We start from the raw sequence: 16,652 nt of genomic DNA, 5'->3' as shown, positions 1-16,652 counted from the left end.
TGCCGGTATACGGTCGGTTTCACTCTTTATCAGGCGGCCAATTGGCCGCTTTTGTCTTCATATCATCGATATTATTAACGTCATTTCGAAGCAATTAAGGTAACACATTGATGAACACAGCCTTTTCCGAAGCTTACCAACAGCGGTTTGGTGGCATAGCGCGTCTATATGGTCAGCAGGCGCTGGAACTGTTTTCGCAGGCGCATATCTGTGTCATTGGTATTGGCGGTGTCGGCTCATGGGCAGCGGAAGCGCTGGCGCGCACTGGTATCGGCGCGATTACGTTGATTGATATGGATGATGTTTGCGTAACCAATACTAATCGTCAGATCCATGCCTTACGGCACAATGTCGGCCAAGCTAAAACCGAAGTGATGGCGGAACGTATTCTGGCTATCAATCCTGAATGCCGCGTGACGTGTATTGATGATTTTATTACTGCGGATAATGTCGCGGAGCTTTTAAATAACAATTTTAGCTATGTCATTGATGCAATTGATAGTGTACGGCCTAAGGCGGCACTACTCTCTTATTGTCGCCGCTATAAAATCCCAGTAGTCACCACCGGTGGTGCAGGTGGGAAGTTCGATCCAACACGTATTGAGGTAGTCGATCTGGCAAAAACTATTCAGGATCCGCTGGCGGCTAAGCTACGTGAAAGGTTGAAAAGTGACTTTAATGTGGTGAAAAACAGCAAAGGTAAACTGGGGATCGACTGTGTTTTTTCCAGCGAACCACTGGTTTATCCCCAGGCTGATGGATCAGTTTGTGCTTCGCGCAGCACAGCGGAAGGACCTAAAAAAATGGACTGTACTTCAGGTTTTGGCTCGGTAACCATGGTTACTGCGACCTTTGGTTTTGTTGCTGTGTCCCATGCATTGAAAAAAATGATGGCGAAAGCAGCCCGTCAGGTGAAATAACCCCTACTCTATATATTGGGCGGCGATAGCCTTTACACCTTGTGCCAGCGCCAGTAAACCGCTGGCGCGCGAGGTGCTTAGCTGCTGGCGTAGCCCTAACTGCTCAAACAGCGCCAATGGGTCTTCTGCTAATACCTGCTGTGGGGTTTTCCCCTCCACCGCAGTTAAAATAACCGCCAGTAATCCACGAACAATGCGGCCTTCGCTATCACCATAAAAATGTAAGCTACCATCCGGCAGGCGTTGATGCCCCAGCCACACTCGATTTTCACATCCAGTTAGCTCCAGTTCATTCTGTTTTAGTGGCTCCGGTAATGACGGAAGCTGTTTTGCTAGCAAAATCAACTGACGATAACGATCTTCCCACTGTTTATGAACGCTGAATGTCTCCAGCAGTTTAGCAGCAGTAATATCGTGACCAAAAGGGTGTGGGGCAATCATCATCTTCTCAATTAGACCGGTGGTTATTGGGCGAAATTATTATCTGTTAGTTCTTAATCTTGCAATAGTTCCAGAGCCTTAGCTATCGCGTTACACAATATATCAACATCGTTCGCGGTATTGTACGGTGCGAATGAGGCACGCAGGCTGCCACTCACCCCTAATGCTGCCATGAGTGGTTGTGCGCAATGTTGCCCGGCGCGCAGTGCGATACCCTGTTCGGCCAATAACGTTACTAAATCGCTATGGTGCACACCATCGAAAGTAAACGCCAATAAACTGGATTGCTGGCAACGGAAGCTGCGAAAACCCGGTAATTTAGCCAGTTTATTCTCTGCCAATGTGGCTAAATCTTGGCTATAGGTTTCTGCTTCTGTCAGATCAATATGTTCGAGCCAACTAAGAACGGCAGAGAAACCAATGACGCCAGCAATATTTGGCGTACCAGCCTCAAAACGGTATGGCACCTCATGGGACGTAAATCCACCGAAGGAAGCATGAGTGAGCATTTTACCGCCACCGTGCCAGGCTGGCATCTCGTCGAGTAATTCAGACTTGCCGTACAGCACGCCTATGCCGGTCGGCCCATAAAGCTTGTGGGCTGAGAAAGCGTAAAAATCAATATCTAGCACTTGAACGTCTGCCGGGTTATGCACAACACCTTGCGCCCCATCTACCATCACTACACAGTTATATTGATGGGCAAGTTCGATTGCCTGAGCTAACTCGGGGCTACCACCCGTGACGTTAGACATTTGGCCCAGCGCCAATATGCGTGTTTTATCATTAAGCAATTGCGGTAATTGCTGTAAATCGGGGAGATGATCAAGGCCGATGGGTAATTTAACCATTCTGGCCCCTGTCTGCTCTGCAACCATAAGCCAGGGGATTAAGTTGGCATGATGTTCAGCTTCACTGACAATAATTTCATCACCCGTTTGCAGACGAGGGCGGGCATAGCTTTGTGCTACTAAATTAATGGCTTCGGTAGTGCCTTTGGTCCAAATGATATTTTCTGCTGCGGGTGCATTGATAAAGTCAGCCACTTGTTGGCGGGTTTCCTCAAAACGAACCGTCAATGACAATGCTGATTGATGTTGGCTGCGATGTACTGTTGCGGAGTCCTGCTGATAAAACTGTTGTGTCGCCTCAATCATGGCGCGGGGTTTCAGCGCAGTTGCCGCACTGTCCAGATAGGTTATCTCATCACTAATAGCCGGGAATTCCTGACGAAAATCCGTGGGATTAAAAGCTTTCATACTGTTGTTCTCATCCTTTGGGTTACTTCGGAACTGTCTCATTTTGACTCATTTTGTTCATAATTTGCCCGCTAATGGCTCGGTTCACTGGAAATATGTCATAAGTGAGTTATGCTAAATAGTAACGGACATAACCATTTGTCTGGTAATGAAAATGAGTTTTTTAGCATTTTAATCTGCAAGGAGTCACCCATGAAAAAGACAGCTGCCGTAATTTCTGCACTTATGCTCACTTTTACCTTAGCAGCCTGTTCAAGCAACTATGTTATGCATACCAATGATGGTCGCACTATCGTTGCTGATGGTAAACCTAAAGTAGATGATGAAACTGGGATGATAAGCTACACCGATGCCAACGGCACCGAGCAGCAAATTAACCGTTCAGAAGTAAAAGAAATGGCTGAGGGTAAGTAGTTTAACGCGAAGTCACCGTTCAAAAGATGCCTAATACGGCAATCAAACCCTCTGCAACAACTTAAATTTAAGCTCTGACTATGTGCAATGCAAAGTCGCGTTTAAATTTAAGCGCTGAAAATAGGGTAAAAAAAAGCACCGCTAAAATAGCGGTGCTGCATAAAATCACTATGGACAGACAGGGTAAATGTACAGGAAGTGAAAAAAAACAGTAGCTTAGCTACTATGTCTGGACTACCAGACCATTTGCAAACACAACATCACAACCACAAAGCCAAAAGCATTTCAGTACCTGGATACTAAACCTACTTTTCGTTCCGGCTTGGGAAGTGCCGCCACTATAGGTATTTGCTGGCGCATCATCAACGGACAATTTATAATGTCTCGGATTATAAAAACTAATAAGTAAACAAAGGGTTTCATCTAAGGATGAGCCGTTATAAAAAAGTATCCAATTCATGTCAAAACGATTACCGCCCCTGAACGCCTTGCGGGTTTTCGATGCGGCCGCACGCCACTTGAGTTTTACTAAAGCTGCTGATGAATTATTTGTCACGCAAGCGGCTGTTAGTCACCAGATAAAGTCCCTGGAGGATTTTCTCGGGCTAAAACTGTTCCGCCGTCGTAACCGCTCGCTGTTACTGACTGAGGAGGGGCAAAGCTACTACCTCGATATTAAAGAGATTTTTACCTCCATCAATGAAGCAACTCGTAAATTGCAGGCGCGTAGCGCGAAAGGCGCGCTCACTGTAAGCCTCCCTCCTAGCTTTGCTATTCAATGGCTGGTCCCTCGTCTATCTGGATTTAATGCGGCTTATCCGGGGATCGATGTCAGGATTCAGGCGGTAGATCGGGAGGAGGACAAACTTGCTGATGACGTTGATGTGGCTATTTTCTATGGCCGGGGTAATTGGACTGGTTTGCGTACTGAGCGTTTGTATGCAGAATTCTTACTTCCTGTTTGTGCGCCTACTTTATTAACGGGTGAGCATGGATTAAAAGTACCGGCAGATCTGGCTAATCATACGTTGTTGCATGATACTTCCCGCCGGGATTGGATGGCCTATACCCGTCAACTGGGTGTTCCTCAAATTAATGTGCAACAAGGTCCGATATTCAGCCATAGTGCGATGGTGGTTCAGGCTGCCGTTCACGGCCAAGGTATTGCGTTAGTGAATAACGTCATGGCTCAGGCAGAGATTGAAGCAGGGCGCTTGGTGTGCCCGTTTAATGATGTTTTGGTGAGTAAAAATGCTTTTTATCTGGTTTGTCATGACAGTCAGGCAGAACTAGGTAAAATAGCCGCCTTTCGTCAGTGGATATTGGCAAGAGCTGCCAGCGAGCAAGAAAAGTTACGCTTTCGCTATGAGAACTGATTAATCACCCTATTCTGCGTAGTAATGACAACCCATTCACGATGGTAACCCGCTACGATAAAATGGGCTATTGTCGGGCGATATAACGATATACCCACGTCATTGGAATCGCAGCTAGCACTTCTGCAATGTCGAGTACGAAGGGTATAACTCTATCTAATTTAAGGTTAATGACGATGAATGGTCGTTTAATGCTGATATTTGCCGCACTGAGCGGTTTTTTCTATGTCGCTTTTGGTGCCTTTGGTGCTCATGTATTGAGCGCCTCACTGGGGCCGAATGAGATGGCCTGGGTTCGTACTGGGCTGGAGTACCAAGGGTTCCATACGCTGGCGATTCTGGCGTTAGCTGTTGCGATGCAACGGCAAGTAAGTATTTGGTTTTACTGGAGTGGTGCCTTGTTAGCGCTCGGAACGCTACTCTTTAGCGGCAGTTTATATTGCCTGGCTCTATCGCACCTGAAACTGTGGGTATATATCACGCCAATCGGCGGCGTATGTTTTCTGGCGGGATGGATTTTGATGTTGATTGGCGCGCTGCGTCTAAGAAAAAGGGCAGAACGCCATGAATAATAAAATTGCTTTATATTGCCGCTCTGGCTTTGAGAAAGAGTGTGCGGCAGAAATTACCGCGAAAGCGGCACAGCTTGAAATCTTTGGTTTCGCTCGAGTAAAAGAAAACAGCGGTTATGTGCTGTTTGAGTGCTATCAGTTGGAAGATGCCGATCGCTTGATTCGTGAAGTGCCTTTTCGTGAGTTGATTTTTGCCCGCCAGATGATGGTGGTGGGTGAGTTATTAAAAGATTTGCCGCCGGAAGACCGTGTTTCACCGATTGTGGGGATGTTAGTCGGTGTTATTGAAAAAGCCGGTGAGTTACGTGTTGAAGTTCCTGATACCAATGAAAGCAAAGAGTTGCTTAAGTTTTGCCGTAAGTTAACGGTACCTTTACGCAGCGCAATGCGGGAACAAAAAATTCTTTCTGCCCGTGAAAATCCTCATCGGCCAGTGGTACACGTGTTCTTTATCGCGTCTGGCTGCTGTTATGTTGGCTACTCTTACAGCAATAATAACTCGCCGTTCTATATGGGTATCCCCCGTCTTAAGTTCCCATCTGACGCACCAAGCCGTTCAACCTTAAAACTGGAAGAAGCTTTTCATGTGTTTATCCCTGCGGATGAATGGGAGGAGCGTTTGGCCAGTGGTATGCATGCAGTTGATCTAGGTGCTTGCCCCGGTGGTTGGACCTACCAATTAGTGCAGCGCAGCATGATGGTTCAGGCTATTGATAATGGTGCGATGGCACAAAGCCTGATGGATACCGGACAGGTAACCCATCATCGCGTCGATGGTTTTAAATATGAGCCAACGCGTAGCAATATCTATTGGTTAGTATGCGATATGGTAGAAAAGCCGGCTAAAGTGACGCAACTTATCATCAAGTGGTTGGTAAACGGTTGGTGTCGTGAGGCAATTTTCAACTTGAAATTACCGATGAAAAAACGTTTTGAAATCGTTTTGGAAAATATGGAAATGATGGATGAACAGTTGAAAGAAAACGGTATCAATGCCCATATTCAAGCTAAACAGCTCTATCATGACCGTGAAGAAGTGACGGTGCATGTGCGTCGTATTTGGTCCGGTGTTCCGGGGCGTCGGGATGAGCGTCAATAGTCATATATATTTGGTACTTGCAGCCGCAGTGGTTTAGCGGTGGCTCCAATTACTGGAATATGAGTATCGTGTTATCCGCAAGGGGCCATTTGGCCCCTTAATTTTAAGGTAACCTAAGTTGTTGCAAATTACCGCTTAATGTCAAATCGGTTTTCAGTGTAGCGATTTGCTTACAGATAAATGCCATATCTTGGTGTTGCTGCAATTTCTTCCGCCATTTCTCCGGCACTGATTCCAGATCTTGATAAAGCACTTCAAGGTTGCTGGCATGCTGCAATAGCAGTGCGGCAGTTTTGGCACCTATCCCCGCGACGCCTGGAATTTTGCTGCTGCTGATGCCCGCAAGCCCCCAATAGTCAGGCAGTTGGTGTGGCAATACACCAAACTCTTGTTTTACAAATGGCATATCCAGCCAGCGTTTTTGGAAGTAATCGCGAATCTGTACATTTGGCGCTAACAGTTGGCAGTAACCTTTGTCGGTGGAAACGATCGTCACTTGATGGCCGGCTCCACCAATTTTGGTCGCCAAAGTTGCCGCCAGATCATCGGCTTCATTGCCAGGAGAATGCCAGCAAGCGACCCCGAGTGAACTAAACGCCTCACGGATCTGCGGCATTTCTTGTTGCAGGTTGTCCGGCATCGGTGAGCGGCCAGCTTTGTAATCAGGCAAGCATTGATGACGCCAACTATCGGAACGATCATCCTCATCAAACACGGCGACAGCGTGGGTGGGTAAACTATGTGAAATAAGCTGTTGCAACGCATGCTGGCAGGCATTAATGCAAGGTGAACCTTGTACTGCATGGATGCGACGAATCAGATTAAGTGCATCAACGATAAGAAGATGGATTTGCATAGCCTGTCTTATATAGTCATTAAGCCAGATTAATGTCGGGCAGCCACACGACTAAGTGCTGGCGCTGCCCGGTGAGGTATTACTATTTAAGGCTTAGCTGCAAATTTCGTAGCAAGGGGTATAAGCAGTGCCAGGCAGTTTCATTCGATGCTGTGCAATAAATCCTTGCAGTAAGCTATCCATTTGTTTCATCAATTGTGGATCGCCATGCAATTTATAAGGCCCATAGGCTTCGATGGCATGAATTCCCACTTCTTTTACGTTACCCGCAACGATGCCTGAGAATGCACGGCGTAGTGCCGCAGCCAGTTCTTCAGGGGGCTGGTTATGAGACAGATTGAGATTCGCCATATTTTCATGACTCGGTTCAAACGGATGCTGTAAATCTGGCTTGATACGGATAGACCAGTTGAAGCTATAAGCATCCCCCGTATTACGGCGGTTTTCTTTCACCAGTGGCATCGCTTTCTTCATTTGACGGGCGACTTCAGCCGGGTCATCGATAATTATCTTGTAGTATTTGCGCGCGCCATCACCCAGAGTGTTCATGATGAACTCATCCACCACTCGGAAATAATCCGCGCTCTCTTTTGGCCCGGTTAAGATAAGTGGCAGTACCTGCTCACTGTTCTCTGGATCCATTAATATGCCTAGCAGATAGAGCAACTCTTCCGCTGTCCCTACGCCACCTGGGAAAATAATGATGCCATGCGCGATGCGGACGAACGCTTCAAGCCGTTTCTCAATATCCGGCATGATAATCAATTCATTGACCAGCGGATTAGGTGGCTCTGCTGCAATGATGGAAGGCTCAGTCATACCAATAAAACGGCCATTTCTGTAACGTTGTTGGGCATGGCCAACGGCGGCACCCTTCATCGGTGCTTCCATCGCTCCTGGCCCACAGCCAGTGCAAATATTTAACTCTCGTAAACCCAGTTGGCTCCCCACTTTACGGGCATACAAGTATTCAGTTTCATTGATTGAATGGCCGCCCCAGCACACAATCATATTGGGGTCTTCATCAAGATGGAGGGCTCGGGCATTACGTAAAATAGAAAAGACCAGATTGGTCAAATGGCTGGAGCTTTCCATATCGAGATGTTGAAAACGCCCAGCGCTAACAATTTGACCATTCACAAACAAAATATCGCGTAACACCGCAAACAGATTTGCCTGTAATGAACGAATAATTTTGCCATCAACAAAAGCATGTTCTGGTGGATTTACCAGTTCGAGTTTTACACCTCGTTCACGGCGCAATACATTGATATCAAAAGTTTCATAACGCGATAAAAGCTCTTTGCTGTTATCGGTTAGGCTGCCTGAATTGAGAACTGCCAAGGAGCAGTTACGGAATAAACGGTACAGATCACTGCTGGCTGTACGTTTGAGCATATCCACTTCGAGCTGTGATAACAGATCCATTGAGCCGAGTGGGCTGACATGTGTAATCAAAGTTACTCCTTTACACCCCGGAGGGTGGTAGTGTCCGTGTATACCCTTCGTACTTAACGTTGCTGGGTGTTGGCTGCCTACCAGCAACACCAATTACTTTGGGTATATCAGAATGCTGCTTTCTATTTTGCCGTGGAATATCATAGAGATCTTTAAGTATCTATCCCTGATTTCTCTACTGAAAAATAGCGTGAAGATACGGTAATTAACCTTAACGTTGTCCCTCGGTTTTTGCCAATACTAACGTGCGTTGTGCTTAAATGTTGCGTACATGTACGCATATATTTATTGCCGGGCCATACGGCCAGTTGATGGAAAAAAATCAGTATTGGAGCGCCAAGGGTTGATATCCAGTCCGCCACGGCGGGTATAACGAGCATAGACCGACAGTGTTTCAGGCTGACAAAAACGCATTATGTCGTTGAAAATACGCTCTACACACTGTTCGTGAAATTCATTATGGTGCCGGAAAGAGACCAGATAGCGTAGCAGTGCCTCTCGGTTAATCTGTGGGCCACTGTAGCTGATTTGTACTGATCCCCAATCTGGCTGGTGGGTAATCAGGCAGTTGGATTTGAGCAGATGGCTAACCAGGCTCTCTTCTACTCTGTTGGCCGTGGTAGCCCCTTGCAGATAATCGGCGCTAAATTCATAGCTATTGATACGAATATCCTGTTGGTCGAGACATTCGCCCGAGAAATCGGCAATGGGTTGATGTGTTATTTCATTGAGTTGATATAGCGTGACACTGACATCACCTTGAGCGCAGGCCGCCAAATCGCGTTGCAATGTGGCGCGAACACTTTCCCAATCAGCAAACACGGTTTGGTTAAAACTGTTGAGATAGAGTTTAAAGCTTTTGGATTCAATCAGATTAGTACTATCCGCATTCAGGCTGATTTCACCCACGGCAACTTGTGGCAGGCCATTACTGTTTAGCCAAGACAATTCATAGAGCGTCCAGATATCTGCACCATGAAAGGGCAGGTTATCTGGATATAAACCGAGAGGTTCACGGTTCATGCTGCGTGGCACAGCTTGCAACAAGGTGACGTCATAGTGATCGCGATAAGCGGTTGGTTTGCCCAGCGTCAGTTCCGCCAGAGCCTTATGGTCTTGATATGAAGACATGCTGTTCCCATGATGAGAGAAAGGTACAATAGCTTTAGTTTATCAATTTATGCCGCGTTTAACTGCATTTCTGAGTTGGGGTAACACTCAGAAATGCAGCGCAAGCCGCCGCGATACTGAGAATCGAGAATGGACCAGAATGTTTCAACGGCACTGAATAGCTTTACCCAACGTTATATCAATCTATGGCAGCAGCAGACCGGGCATCTGCCCGCCAGTGAAGAACTTTATGGTGTTCCTTCACCTTGCATCGTGGAAACTCAGGACAGCCAGGTATTTTGGTTGCCACAGCCAGCGGTTGCCGATGCCACATTGGCTAATATTGAACGGGCGTTGGAGATTCAGCTTCACCCGGATATTCATGCGTTTTACACCTGCCAATATGCTGGCGACATGATGGCTGATTTAGGTGATCACCGTTTTACGCTGCTACAAGTGTGGAGCGAAGATGATTTTATCCGTTTACAGGAGAATCTAATTGGTCATCTGGTCACGCAAAAAAGGCTGAAACTCTCGCCAACGCTGTTTTTAGCAACCACCGAGTCAGAGATGACAATGGCTTCATTGTGCAATGTCACAGGTAATGTGGTGTTAGAGCAATTTGGTAGTAGTAAGCGCACCCTGCTGGCATCGACTCTCATACATTTTCTTGATGCATTGCGTCCAGTATTACCTGAATAAGCGAGTGGTTATTGTTTATTCTGGTCAAGTCGGTGTGCGAGATCTCTCACACCGGCTGTGAGACATCACTTCTATTCTTTAACTGTAAAGTTTTTGTGTCAAATTTATCTTCAATAAAATCATTTTGTTATAAACGTTCATTTTTTTATATGTAAAAGTATCAGCATCATTATTCTTACAGTGCCTTGCCACCCTTTGTCGATTAAGCGATCCTTCTAATCGCCGGATAGGATCTGGCGGAGAAGGACGGTATCTGGATGCTACCACTTCAGGATGAAGAACACTGGGACTGCTTAGGACGAGTGAAGGGATGTTTCAGGATGGAACAAAGGACACCTCCAGGATGGAGATTGAGAGCCGGTTCAGGATGAATGGTGGGTTAGGATAACCTCAGGATTAGCATCGGGATGGTGTAGGACACTGCGACGGATTGCTGGTTAGGATAACCACACGGAAAAGTTTTCATGGATTGAGCAGGGAGCATCACTTTTAGCGGGATAGCTATGAAACGAATTGAGGGGTACTGGTAAAACAGTACCCCTTTTTTTATGCTTATTTTGCCCAATATCCTTCTGTTGTCTATGGCGTGAGTTTGGGCATCGCCTTCTTCAATGGTATGCTTGGCCGCCGTTGGACCAGCCCGGCGAATGGCTGTTTTTTGGTTGAGAGCATAATCATGAGTATAGAAAATCAGGTGCGTCAGAACTTACGGGATATTGAGCTTGCCATGCGAGCAATTGATCTTTGGCAAGTTGTTCCACCGCCAGCGGCAGCCTTCGAAAGTAATGAGCCTTTCAGTATCGATACCATGGATGCCGAGCAGTGGTTGCAATGGGTACTGATTCCCCGAATGTATGCATTGCTGGAATCGAATAACCCACTTCCGACACGTTTCGCCATTACGCCATACTTTGAAGAGGCATTAAGTGGTGATAGTCGGCCAGATTGCACCATACTGCTGGCACAATTACAGTGTCTCGATGATCTGTTGAATAAAGAAAGTAACTAATGCTGGAAATAATTTACCAAGATGAATATATAGTTGCGGTGAATAAACCCGCCGGTTGGCTGGTTCACCGTAGTTGGTTGGACAGTAATGAAACCGTATTTGTGATGCAAACGGTGCGCGACCAGATTGGCCAGCATGTTTATACCGTCCACCGTCTGGATCGCCCAACATCAGGTGTGCTGCTGATGGCGTTATCCAGTGATGTTGCCCGTGCTCTTTCGGCGCAGTTTGAACAGCACCAGATTCAGAAAATATACCATGCGGTGGTTCGTGGCTATGTGCTGGAAGGTGGTACGGTTGATTACGCGATGAGCGAAGAACTGGATAAAATCGCGGATAAACATTCCAAACAAGATAAAGCACCACAACCGTCAGTTACCCACTATCAGCCTTTGGCTCAAGTGGAAGTTCCTGTTGCTATTGGGCGCTATGACACATCACGCTTCAGTTTATTGGAGCTGAAACCGGAAACAGGGCGTAAGCATCAGTTACGGCGACATATGGCACATATACGCCACCCAATTATTGGTGATAGTGCCCACGGTGATTTGCGTCAGAATAGAGGCATTGCCCAACACTTTGATTGCTCACGGCTCATGTTGCACGCTAGCCATTTACAATTGAATCATCCAGTTACTGGTGAGGTGCTTTCGCTTACGGCGCGTTGGGATGAATCCTGGCAAGGCTTGATGTCACACTTTGGCTGGTTGGGTATTACCCCTCATCTTGAAAGGGTTGAGTTTCCGGCGACCGAAGGTCAGGATAGTGAATAATTTTTTCTGGTTAAAAGGGAATATCTTTTATGGCTCAGGTCGGGATTTTTGTCGGCACTGTCTACGGTAATGCGTTGTTAGTGGCGGAAGAAGCTGAAAACATACTGAAAGAGCAGGGGCATGAGGTAACACTGTTTGAAGAGGGGACTTTAGAAGCCTGGCAGTATTATCGTCAACATTATGCACTGGTTATCACATCTACTACCGGACAAGGCGACTTCCCTGACAGCATAGCAGCACTGTTCGTCGCTGTTCGTGATCAGGTAGGGTTTCAGCCAGAGCTACGTTATGGCGTCATTGCACTAGGTGACAGCAGTTATGATAATTTCTGCGGCGCAGGGCGAGCATTTGATGAACTGCTGCAAGAGCAAGGGGCGACCCGGATTGGTGAACGACTGGATATTGACGCGATGGAACACCCTGAGCCAGAAGTGGTTTCAGCGTTGTGGGTAGAAAAATGGGGCCGCTTGCTTAAGTAACATAGCTTCTGCTCAATGACGTATTGTGGCGTGCAGTGTGCTGCCACAATACGTGTTCAGCTAGATTTAGCGGCCGTTGGTCAGCTTTTCTAAATCTGATTCAATTTCTGAAATCTTATTGGCGACAACGCTTTCTAAATGGCGTAAGTCATCCAGGATTTTGCGTTTCAAATCCACTTCAATCTGATCGCGCTTACACAGTTGATCCAACTCATCAATGACGTAACGGAGATTAGGATTGATTTCATTGATTTCTTTGTAACCATGTCCAGCGTTATCCGCCACTACAGTTTTGCGTTGGCGTGGATATTTGAATTTCACACTCTTAGCAAAAAACTCGCCTTTATCTTTGCGGAAATAAATTTTCAGAATGTCGTTATTGGCCTCCTGACGCAGGCTATAGCGATCGACATCTTCTGGTTGTGTGATTCCTAAGCTTTTCAGATTGTCATACATAGCGCCACCTTTTTGATTTTATATTCCACAGTTTATGATTATGACGGTAAATTTCGCCAAAGTATGTGATTGCAGGCGATAACTTCACAAAGCAAAAAAATAGCGGGTGATTAGCCCGCTATATTCATCTTAGTCGATGGTGCGTAATAACTCATTAATACCGACTTTTCCACGGGTTTTCGCGTCAACTTTCTTCACGATAACTGCACAGTACAGGCTGTAGCTACCGTCTTTCGAGGGCAGGTTACCGGAAACGACAACAGACCCGGCCGGAACGCGGCCATAGTGAATTTTACCAGTTTCACGATCGTAAATACGGGTGCTTTGCCCAATAAATACGCCCATAGAGATAACGGAACCTTCTTCGACGATAACCCCTTCAACCACTTCTGAACGCGCACCGACAAAGCAGTTATCTTCAATGATGGTTGGGTTGGCTTGCAGTGGCTCAAGCACGCCACCAATGCCGACACCACCGGACAAGTGCACATTCTTACCAATTTGCGCGCAAGAACCGACAGTTGCCCAGGTATCGACCATGGTGCCTTCATCAACGAAAGCGCCAATATTCACATAAGAAGGCATCAGTACGGTATTACGAGCGATAAATGCGCCTTTACGTACGGTTGCTGGTGGTACGACACGGAAGCCTTCACGTTGGAACCGCGCTTCATCGTAACCGGCGAATTTCATTGGTACTTTGTCGTAGTAACGCGTTTCTGCGCCTTCCATGACCTGATTATCATTGATACGGAAAGACAGCAGTACCGCTTTCTTCAGCCATTGATGGGTAACCCACTGGCCGTCAATCTTTTCTGCCACCCGTAGTGCACCGGTATCAAGCAGATCAATCACGTGGTTAATCGCTTCGCGGGTTACGGTATCAACGTTGGCCGGCGTGATATCTGCACGGCGTTCGAAGGCGGTTTCAATAACGTTCTGTAGTTGCTGCATCCTGTTCCCTTCAAAATGGGTTGTAAGAAAAATTAATGACTAAAAAGTTATTTGTATCACAGTTTATCGTTCGGATTGAGGGTATCTGTCAACCGTTGTGCTAATTCGCGGCGGGTTTCAATACTTAAAGCGCGGCGATCTTTGTCTGCTAATACAAATAAATCCTCCACCCGCTCGCCAATAGTTGTGATACGTGCGCTATGCAGCGATAACCCTAAATCTGCAAATATCCCACCTACCCGAGCCAGTAAGCCCGGCTGGTCCAGTGCAATTAGCTCCAGATAAGTACGGCGCTCGTTATGGGTTGGCAAGAAATTGGTTTCAGTCGGTACACTGAAATGCCGTAATTTAGGTGATAACCGCCTGACGCGCGGATGTTGATAATTCGGCTGGGTCATCGCTTGTTCTAAGGCATGACTAATGATGGGATGTCTATCTTGAGCCAGTGGACTGCCATCTGGCTCCAATACGATAAAGGTATCCATCGCCATACCATCACGGTTGGTGAAAATCTGTGCATCATGAACACTCAGATTGCGGCGATCCAGCTCACCGACCACCGCAGCAAACAGTGATGGGCGGTCAGGGCTCCAGATGAATATTTCGGTTCCCCCCCGTGTTGCCTGACGGCTAACTAACACCAGTGGCTTGGTTGAGTCATGCTCTAATAAGTGGCGGGCATGCCAGGCTAATTGATTGGGTGAATGACGCAGGAAATAATCAGCCCGGCAGCGGCTCCAGATGCGGTGCAATGCTTCTTCATCGATATTATCCATCCGCAGCAGCGCCAGAGCTTGTAGCCGGTGGTGACGGACACGTTCGCGCAAATCCGGGCTGTTTTGCATACCACGGCGTAACTGTTTTTCTGTAGCGAAATAAAGTTCGCGTAACAGGCTCTGTTTCCAGCTATTCCACAAATTTTCATTGGTGGCGCAAATATCAGCCACCGTCAGACTGACTAAATAGCGCAAGCGAGTTTCGCTTTGTACTTCGGCGGAGAATTGCTGAATAACCGCAGGGTCCTGAATATCCCGACGCTGAGCTGTCACTGACATCAAGAGATGGCAACGAACTAACCAAGCCACAAGTTGAGCTTCGCGCGAGTTAAGGCCGTGCTGCTCGGCAAATTCCAATACGTCGTGAGCGCCCAGTATTGAATGGTCGCCCCCACGCCCTTTGGCAATATCGTGGAACAGCGCTGCTAGCAACAATAATTCAGGTTGAGGCAGGCGTGGGTAAAGCTCGACGCAGAGAGGATGGCGTGGCCGGGTTTTTTCATCGGCAAAGCTTTCGAGTTTAAGTAACACGCGGATAGTGTGCTCATCTACGGTGTAGGCGTGAAACAGGTCAAACTGCATCTGGCCAACGATACTGCCCCATTGTGGCATATAGGCCCACAGCACGCTGTGGCGATGCATCGGTAATAATGCTCGGGAAACCGCACCTGGGTGGCGCAAAATGGCCATGAATAGCTTGCGGGCTTCAGGAATGTTACATAAAGGCTGTTTCAGATGCCGCCGGGCATGGCGTAAGCGGCGTACTGTGGTGGAATATATGCCTTTGATATCCTGATTGCGCACCATCAGATAGAACATGCGCATAATAGCTTCAGGCTGCTGGATAAATAAGTTCTCATCACGCAGATCTATCAAATCCCCGCGTAACTGAAATTCATCATCCAGTGGACGTGGTTTTTCATTGGTACCCAGCGCCAATATGGCTTCGTCAAACAGTTGTAGCAGCATGTTGTTCAGTTCGCTGACCCGGCGCGTCATACGATAAAAATCTTTCATCATCCGTTCGACCGGTTCATTGCCTTCGCCCTGATATTGCAAAAGCTGAGCCACACTCAGTTGGCGGTCAAACAGCAGGCGGTTATCGTAGCGAGTTAATACCAAATGCAGCGCGAAACGGATGCGCCACAGAAAACTCTGGCTTTCAATCAGCTCATTGCGCTCAGCTTTGGTCAGAAAACCGAAATCAACCATCTCACTTAAGGATGTGGCACCAAAATGGCGGCGGGCTACCCATTGTAGGGTGTGGATATCCCGTAACCCACCAGGGCTACTTTTAATATCAGGCTCTAGGTTATAACTGGTGCCATGGTAGCGTTTATGCCGTTCTTGTTGTTCGGTGATTTTGGCATGGAAAAATTGCGGAGAGGGCCAGAAATTGTCGCTGAAAATGTGCTTCTGCATCTGTAAAAACAGGGCTACATCACCGCAAATCAAGCGTGACTCAATCATATTGGTGGCGACAGTGAGGTCGGCTAACCCCTCGAGCAAACACTCTTCCAGTGTGCGCACGCTGTGGCCGACTTCCAGTTTCAGGTCCCATAGCAAAGTGATCAACTGGCCGACGCGTTGCGCATCTTCATCGCTTAGACGCTGCCTGCTGAGAACCAATACATCAATATCTGATAAGGGGTGTAGTTCACCACGGCCATAGCCGCCCACAGCAACCAGCGCGGTTTCAGCCACATCATCAAAGCCATAGAAGGTCCACAGCCGCCGTAACAGGCGGTCAATGTAATCACTGCGCGCAGCAATTAATATCTCGGCACTGATTCCGCCATTGAATGCTTCCGCCTGCCAAAGTTGGAAAGTCTCAAGCCGCTGCTTGAGAATCGGGCAATTAAGGTCACTATCGAGATAAGTGCTCGGTGGTGCGGGCTGCTCAGGAATGACCTTCGGTACCGCAGGGGATACAGAGTGCTCGGTGTGATTGTCAGACATATGTTTACCCGATAAATGCGACCTGATAAAAAGACGCAG

Annotated in this window: 17 protein-coding genes; 9 read left to right on the top strand and 8 right to left on the bottom strand. The window is 47.3% G+C overall.

The genetic code is table 11. From position 1 onward, the window contains the following. Nucleotides 1–110 precede the first annotated feature (110 nt). Nucleotides 111–920, top strand: coding sequence for a tRNA cyclic N6-threonylcarbamoyladenosine(37) synthase TcdA (tcdA, locus tag Q2T72_RS17305; protein ID WP_372569540.1), 810 nt, complete (start codon nucleotides 111–113; stop codon nucleotides 918–920). Nucleotides 921–923: 3 nt separating this feature from the next. On the opposite strand, the gene csdE is transcribed toward tcdA, so the two are convergent. Both csdE and csdA read right to left on the bottom strand, forming a co-directional pair. Beyond that, a complete protein-coding gene (gene csdE / locus Q2T72_RS17300) occupies nucleotides 924–1,364 on the bottom strand; it encodes a cysteine desulfurase sulfur acceptor subunit CsdE (protein WP_083162892.1) in 441 nt (146 codons plus the stop codon). A 50-nt stretch (nucleotides 1,365–1,414) separates the two neighbouring features. Then, nucleotides 1,415–2,620 (bottom strand): cysteine desulfurase CsdA, encoded by a 1,206-nt coding sequence (gene csdA, locus Q2T72_RS17295; protein WP_193784868.1) that lies wholly within the window; start codon nucleotides 2,618–2,620, stop codon nucleotides 1,415–1,417. Between the two features lie 192 nt (nucleotides 2,621–2,812). Here csdA and Q2T72_RS17290 point away from each other — a divergent pair, with 192 nt between their 5' ends. From Q2T72_RS17290 to rlmM, 4 genes are all read left to right on the top strand, one after another. Further along, nucleotides 2,813–3,034 carry a YgdI/YgdR family lipoprotein gene (locus Q2T72_RS17290; protein WP_005166349.1) on the top strand — a complete coding sequence of 74 codons (222 nt, stop codon included), beginning with the start codon at nucleotides 2,813–2,815 and terminating at the stop codon, nucleotides 3,032–3,034. A gap of 458 nt (nucleotides 3,035–3,492) precedes the next feature. Continuing rightward, nucleotides 3,493–4,410: a transcriptional regulator GcvA gene (locus Q2T72_RS17285; protein ID WP_083162896.1), complete on the top strand. Its 918-nt coding sequence runs from the start codon at nucleotides 3,493–3,495 to the stop codon at nucleotides 4,408–4,410. Nucleotides 4,411–4,586: 176 nt separating this feature from the next. Continuing rightward, nucleotides 4,587–4,982, top strand: a complete 396-nt coding sequence (locus Q2T72_RS17280) for a DUF423 domain-containing protein (RefSeq protein ID WP_083162898.1) — start codon at nucleotides 4,587–4,589, stop codon at nucleotides 4,980–4,982. Then, nucleotides 4,975–6,081: a 23S rRNA (cytidine(2498)-2'-O)-methyltransferase RlmM gene (gene rlmM, locus Q2T72_RS17275; protein ID WP_083162900.1), complete on the top strand. Its 1,107-nt coding sequence runs from the start codon at nucleotides 4,975–4,977 to the stop codon at nucleotides 6,079–6,081. The genes Q2T72_RS17280 and rlmM overlap by 8 nt, the downstream gene beginning before the upstream one ends. Nucleotides 6,082–6,184: 103 nt before the next feature. Here rlmM and xni read toward each other — a convergent pair whose 3' ends face one another. The 3 genes from xni to queF all read right to left on the bottom strand — a co-directional run bounded on the left by xni (nucleotide 6,185) and on the right by queF (nucleotide 9,526). After that, the gene (gene xni / locus Q2T72_RS17270) at nucleotides 6,185–6,937 is read right to left on the bottom strand and encodes a flap endonuclease Xni (RefSeq protein WP_083162902.1); all 753 of its coding nucleotides are present in this window, start codon (nucleotides 6,935–6,937) and stop codon (nucleotides 6,185–6,187) included. 93 nt (nucleotides 6,938–7,030) lie between these two features. Beyond that, complete coding sequence (ppnN, locus tag Q2T72_RS17265) at nucleotides 7,031–8,395, bottom strand: nucleotide 5'-monophosphate nucleosidase PpnN (RefSeq protein WP_083162904.1); 1,365 nt, start codon at nucleotides 8,393–8,395, stop codon at nucleotides 7,031–7,033. A gap of 285 nt (nucleotides 8,396–8,680) precedes the next feature. After that, nucleotides 8,681–9,526, bottom strand: coding sequence for an NADPH-dependent 7-cyano-7-deazaguanine reductase QueF (queF, locus tag Q2T72_RS17260; RefSeq protein WP_372569539.1), 846 nt, complete (start codon nucleotides 9,524–9,526; stop codon nucleotides 8,681–8,683). 129 nt (nucleotides 9,527–9,655) lie between these two features. Here queF and syd point away from each other — a divergent pair, with 129 nt between their 5' ends. The 4 genes from syd to Q2T72_RS17240 all read left to right on the top strand — a co-directional run bounded on the left by syd (nucleotide 9,656) and on the right by Q2T72_RS17240 (nucleotide 12,468). Then, on the top strand, nucleotides 9,656–10,207 hold the full coding sequence (syd, locus tag Q2T72_RS17255; RefSeq protein WP_083162908.1) for a SecY-interacting protein: 552 nt from the start codon (nucleotides 9,656–9,658) through the stop codon (nucleotides 10,205–10,207). 676 nt (nucleotides 10,208–10,883) lie between these two features. After that, a complete protein-coding gene (locus Q2T72_RS17250; RefSeq protein WP_083164106.1) occupies nucleotides 10,884–11,216 on the top strand; it encodes a YqcC family protein in 333 nt (110 codons plus the stop codon). Further along, nucleotides 11,216–11,989, top strand: a complete 774-nt coding sequence (gene truC / locus Q2T72_RS17245; RefSeq protein WP_372569538.1) for a tRNA pseudouridine(65) synthase TruC — start codon at nucleotides 11,216–11,218, stop codon at nucleotides 11,987–11,989. Before Q2T72_RS17250 ends, truC begins: the two co-directional genes overlap by 1 nt. A gap of 29 nt (nucleotides 11,990–12,018) precedes the next feature. After that, on the top strand, nucleotides 12,019–12,468 hold the full coding sequence (locus Q2T72_RS17240) for a flavodoxin (RefSeq protein ID WP_083162913.1): 450 nt from the start codon (nucleotides 12,019–12,021) through the stop codon (nucleotides 12,466–12,468). A gap of 66 nt (nucleotides 12,469–12,534) precedes the next feature. On the opposite strand, the gene Q2T72_RS17235 is transcribed toward Q2T72_RS17240, so the two are convergent. The 3 genes from Q2T72_RS17235 to glnD all read right to left on the bottom strand — a co-directional run bounded on the left by Q2T72_RS17235 (nucleotide 12,535) and on the right by glnD (nucleotide 16,613). Next, a complete protein-coding gene (locus Q2T72_RS17235; protein ID WP_004706707.1) occupies nucleotides 12,535–12,924 on the bottom strand; it encodes a DUF3461 family protein in 390 nt (129 codons plus the stop codon). A gap of 129 nt (nucleotides 12,925–13,053) precedes the next feature. Further along, nucleotides 13,054–13,878 (bottom strand): 2,3,4,5-tetrahydropyridine-2,6-dicarboxylate N-succinyltransferase, encoded by an 825-nt coding sequence (gene dapD / locus Q2T72_RS17230; protein ID WP_372569537.1) that lies wholly within the window; start codon nucleotides 13,876–13,878, stop codon nucleotides 13,054–13,056. Between the two features lie 56 nt (nucleotides 13,879–13,934). Continuing rightward, nucleotides 13,935–16,613, bottom strand: coding sequence for a bifunctional uridylyltransferase/uridylyl-removing protein GlnD (gene glnD, locus Q2T72_RS17225; protein WP_083162915.1), 2,679 nt, complete (start codon nucleotides 16,611–16,613; stop codon nucleotides 13,935–13,937). Between the last annotated feature and the right edge of the window lie 39 nt (nucleotides 16,614–16,652).

It is taken from the genome of Yersinia sp. 2466 StPb PI, assembly GCF_041538325.1.
Lineage (GTDB): Bacteria > Pseudomonadota > Gammaproteobacteria > Enterobacterales > Enterobacteriaceae > Yersinia > Yersinia enterocolitica_E.
Note: the sequence above shows the minus strand (reverse complement) of the source record. Positions and strands in the feature narration are given on the sequence as shown.

What these genes read in the sequence shown, in the direction of transcription:
- tcdA (WP_372569540.1), top strand. Translation starts at nt 111, where the DNA reads ATGAACACAGCCTTTTCCGAAGCTTACCAACAGCGGTTTGGTGGCATA.
- csdE (WP_083162892.1), bottom strand. Translation starts at nt 1,364, where the DNA reads ATGATGATTGCCCCACACCCTTTTGGTCACGATATTACTGCTGCTAAA.
- csdA (WP_193784868.1), bottom strand. Translation starts at nt 2,620, where the DNA reads ATGAAAGCTTTTAATCCCACGGATTTTCGTCAGGAATTCCCGGCTATT.
- Q2T72_RS17290 (WP_005166349.1), top strand. Translation starts at nt 2,813, where the DNA reads ATGAAAAAGACAGCTGCCGTAATTTCTGCACTTATGCTCACTTTTACC.
- Q2T72_RS17285 (WP_083162896.1), top strand. Translation starts at nt 3,493, where the DNA reads ATGTCAAAACGATTACCGCCCCTGAACGCCTTGCGGGTTTTCGATGCG.
- Q2T72_RS17280 (WP_083162898.1), top strand. Translation starts at nt 4,587, where the DNA reads ATGAATGGTCGTTTAATGCTGATATTTGCCGCACTGAGCGGTTTTTTC.
- rlmM (WP_083162900.1), top strand. Translation starts at nt 4,975, where the DNA reads ATGAATAATAAAATTGCTTTATATTGCCGCTCTGGCTTTGAGAAAGAG.
- xni (WP_083162902.1), bottom strand. Translation starts at nt 6,937, where the DNA reads ATGCAAATCCATCTTCTTATCGTTGATGCACTTAATCTGATTCGTCGC.
- queF (WP_372569539.1), bottom strand. Translation starts at nt 9,526, where the DNA reads ATGTCTTCATATCAAGACCATAAGGCTCTGGCGGAACTGACGCTGGGC.
- syd (WP_083162908.1), top strand. Translation starts at nt 9,656, where the DNA reads ATGGACCAGAATGTTTCAACGGCACTGAATAGCTTTACCCAACGTTAT.
- Q2T72_RS17250 (WP_083164106.1), top strand. Translation starts at nt 10,884, where the DNA reads ATGAGTATAGAAAATCAGGTGCGTCAGAACTTACGGGATATTGAGCTT.
- truC (WP_372569538.1), top strand. Translation starts at nt 11,216, where the DNA reads ATGCTGGAAATAATTTACCAAGATGAATATATAGTTGCGGTGAATAAA.
- Q2T72_RS17240 (WP_083162913.1), top strand. Translation starts at nt 12,019, where the DNA reads ATGGCTCAGGTCGGGATTTTTGTCGGCACTGTCTACGGTAATGCGTTG.
- Q2T72_RS17235 (WP_004706707.1), bottom strand. Translation starts at nt 12,924, where the DNA reads ATGTATGACAATCTGAAAAGCTTAGGAATCACACAACCAGAAGATGTC.
- dapD (WP_372569537.1), bottom strand. Translation starts at nt 13,878, where the DNA reads ATGCAGCAACTACAGAACGTTATTGAAACCGCCTTCGAACGCCGTGCA.
- glnD (WP_083162915.1), bottom strand. Translation starts at nt 16,613, where the DNA reads ATGTCTGACAATCACACCGAGCACTCTGTATCCCCTGCGGTACCGAAG.